This is a genomic window from Ferroglobus sp., assembly GCF_015521575.1.
Classification (GTDB): Archaea; Halobacteriota; Archaeoglobi; order Archaeoglobales; family Archaeoglobaceae; genus Ferroglobus.
Genome location: NZ_WANY01000081.1, coordinates 1 through 3297, shown reverse-complemented (window position 1 = coordinate 3297; position 3297 = coordinate 1). Strand labels below are relative to the sequence as shown.

The following is a 3297-nucleotide window of genomic DNA, read 5'->3' as shown; positions in this document are numbered from 1 at the left end:
CTCCAGCTGAGAGGAAAAAGAAACTTGAAGAGCTCGGAAAAGCTACGCTCATCGAAGGTGATCTGACTTCCAAAGAGTTCGTAGATACCCTCATAAGGGTTTACCAGCCCGATGTAATAATTCATCTTGCTGCACAGCCGTCAGCCCCCTACTCGCAGATAAGCTGGGAGAAGGCTGTATACACACAGTACAACAACAACGTTTCAACGCTAAATCTCCTCTGGGCTTTGAAGGAAAACAACTTACTTGAAACGCACTTCATTGCGGCAACAACAACCGGAGTGTACGGAGCTCCCGAGTATCCGATTCCCGAAGGCTTCTACGAAGTTGAATACAAAGGGGGTAAAGATGTTGTCCCCCATCCACACATGGCTGGAAGCTTTTACCACATGAGCAAGTGCAACGACATAAACAACATGTATTTGGCTCACAAGCAGTGGGGATTAAATATTTCAGATGTTAGAGTTGCTATAGTGACCGGCGCAACGACTGAAGAAGCAAAAGGTGAGCTTGCTACGAGATTCGACTTCGACTTCTACTTCGGCGTCGTCACTCACAGATTCTGCGCTCAGGCGTTAATAGGTTACCCCATAACAGTTTACGGGAAGGGGCAACAAGGCAAGCCGTTCGTAACTCTTGAGGACTGCGTCCAGTCGTTTGTAGAGCTTGCTAAGAAGAGTGGAGATGGATACAAAGTCTACAACCAGACGCTTGGAGCTGTGAAGATAGCGGATCTTGCGAGAATGATTCAGGAAGCGGCTATGGAGGAGATAGGACTCGAAGTGGAGATAAAACACGTTCCAAACCCGAGAGTTGAAAAAGAGGAACACGAGATGATCATAGAAAACGACAACTTTAAAGAGCTCATGAAAGGGAAGATCAGAGATCTCAAAGAGGCTATAAGGGATATTTTCGCGACACTCGAAAGTAGAAAGAAAGTGATAGAAGCCTATAAAGACAGATTTCTTCCGAAGCAGTTGCTTGATCAAAAATGATACTCGTAACAGGAGGAAACGGGTACATAGGAACAGCCTTATCCAAGTACCTAATTTCAGAAGGTTACGATTTTAGAATTTTCGACAACCTTTCGGGTTCGAATCCGCTAAACCTTCTTTACCTAAACGGAAAAGCTGAATTCGTGTGGGGTGACGTCAGAAATCAGGAAGAGCTCAAAAAAGCTTTCATCGATGTCGATGTAGTGATACACCTCGCGGCAAAACTACCGACGATTCCAGGACTTCTTGACAAGGTTGAAAATGAGGTTAGGGAAACTAATTACTTTGGAACGCTGAATGTCCTTGAGATGGCAAGGAAATTCGACGCAAGTGTAATCTTCGCCTCGACGTGCAACGTTTACGGTGTGGGGGAAAACTTAACAGAGAATTCCGAACCGAAGCCTTTGAATCCATACGCGCTCTCGAAACTTGAAGCAGAAAAGGTATGCTTGTATTATCACAACACCTACGGTCTCGATGTAAAAATACTAAGACTTGCATCGGTTCACGGCTACAGTTACGGCGTTCGATTTAACCTCGTCGTAAATTTCTTCACGCTAAGGGCTGTGCTCGGATATCCACTAACGGTTTTCGGAGATGGGAGCAACTGGAGACCTTTCATCCACGTCAGCGATGCTGCGGAAGCCTTCGTATTTTTCATGAAAAGAGGTAAATCAGGAGAAATATACAATGTGGGCAAAGAAAACTTCAGAATAAGGGATGTCGCAAGAATCGTAAAAGATGTCGTAAATTCGAAAACGCAAATACTCTTTGACGAAAGGCGGACTCCAGAATTCAGCTACAGCGTGAGTTTCGAAAAAATGAGGGCTGCAAAGTTTGAGCCCAAGGTGTCGTTAGAGGACGGTGTGAAGGAGTTAGCCGAGAAACTTCACAAGCTAAAGATTTACGGGAGGGTTAATTCGTGAAGGTAGGAATTACTGGTGCTGGAGGGTATGTGGGTGCTGGTTTGTCCGCTAAGCTCATGGAGAAAGGATATGAGGTTGTGATGCTCGACAACTTCTTCAACGCTCAGGTGAGAAGTGTTCATGGGCAAGAGATAATTTGGGTAGACATACTCGATAGAAACGATTTAGAAGATCACCTGAAAGATTGCGATATTGTTGTCCATCTTGCAGCAATTTCCGGAGTTGTCGACTGTGAGAAGTATCCGGACAAAGCTTACGAGGTTAACGTCATTGGCACAGCAAATACTGCTTGGATATGCAGAAAATACGGTATTGACATGATCTTTGCATCTTCGATGGCTGTGATTGGAGATCCAAAGCAGATTCCGATAAAATCGAACCATCCGAGAGAGCCACTTAACGTTTACGGCTTCACAAAAGCTGTCGGAGAAGAGATCGTAAGAACTTTTTCTAATAACTCGTTTAACGCACTTATTTTCGTGAAATCGAACCTTTACGGAGTTTATGAGCTTGACGGAGAGAAGATTAGTAAGAGAACGGTCATAAACATCTTTGTCGACAGAGCCAAGAAAGGTGAAAACCTGACAGTGCACAAACCGGGAACTCAGAGTAGAGACTTTATTCACATTCTTGATGTGATAGACGCTTACGTTCTTGCGATAGAACGAATGCCGGATGGTTTCAACATCGTAACCCTTGGAAGTGGAGAGAGCCTGTCTGTATTGGATATAGCAAATCTCGTCAAGAAGATTTCACCTAATCCCATAGATATTAAGCTTGTAGACAATCCAAGATCCCGGGAAACTCATGTTGAAAATTTCATAGTCGACACATCGGAGGCTGAGAAGCTGATAGGATTCAAAGCAAAAAGAAAAGTTGAAGATGAGATAAAATCGCTGTTGAAGGAGATTTAATGTCTCCCCATTTTAATTTTTAGAGATTGGCAGGATTGTGAGAAAAAGTATAATAGCTACAACAGTTAGTTTAAATATTGAAAAGGAGGAGAGAATAGTCGTAAACCCGAAAGTTATGGTTGGAAAGCCCGTTATCAAGGGAACGAGAATTCCAGTTGATGCCATTATCAGAAGATTGGCTGAAAGGAGGAGTATAAAAGAGATACTTCAAGTTTTCTAAACAAGCTTGTGCAGTAATTAAAGATTTCATCGCTTTCAGAGTATTTGAGGTAAATTATGTAGTTTGCGTCTAAGAACACTCTTATTCGAACTCTTCCTCAAATTCTTTCTCGTCTTCGTAAGCCACCGGATGAACTCCTCGATATCACTCTTTTCCATCACAATCTTTCCATCCCTCTCATCCACGAGCAAAATCTCGCCAGACCTGATTCCGAGCTTATTAATCATCGAAGCTAACAGAAT

At 43.3% G+C, this 3297-nt stretch carries 4 protein-coding genes and 1 pseudogene; 4 read left to right on the top strand and 1 reads right to left on the bottom strand.

The features are described 5' to 3' along the window. The 4 genes from F7C14_RS03570 to F7C14_RS03555 all read left to right on the top strand — a co-directional run. A partial coding sequence (locus F7C14_RS03570) for a GDP-mannose 4,6-dehydratase (protein ID WP_290900008.1) occupies nt 1-995 on the top strand: 995 nt, incomplete at its 5' end. Next, nucleotides 992-1921 (top strand): NAD(P)-dependent oxidoreductase, encoded by a 930-nt coding sequence (locus F7C14_RS03565; RefSeq protein WP_290900006.1) that lies wholly within the window; start codon nt 992-994, stop codon nt 1919-1921. The genes F7C14_RS03570 and F7C14_RS03565, both read left to right, overlap by 4 nt. Continuing rightward, on the top strand, nt 1918-2835 hold the full coding sequence (locus F7C14_RS03560) for an NAD(P)-dependent oxidoreductase (RefSeq protein WP_290900004.1): 918 nt from the start codon (nt 1918-1920) through the stop codon (nt 2833-2835). Before F7C14_RS03565 ends, F7C14_RS03560 begins: the two co-directional genes overlap by 4 nt. Before the next feature lie 37 nt (nt 2836-2872). Then, the gene (locus F7C14_RS03555) at nt 2873-3055 is read left to right on the top strand and encodes a DUF433 domain-containing protein (RefSeq protein ID WP_290900002.1); all 183 of its coding nucleotides are present in this window, start codon (nt 2873-2875) and stop codon (nt 3053-3055) included. Nucleotides 3056-3090: 35 nt separating this feature from the next. Here F7C14_RS03555 and F7C14_RS03550 read toward each other — a convergent pair. Beyond that, nucleotides 3091-3297: pseudogene (locus F7C14_RS03550) on the bottom strand (hypothetical protein); the annotation flags it as partial.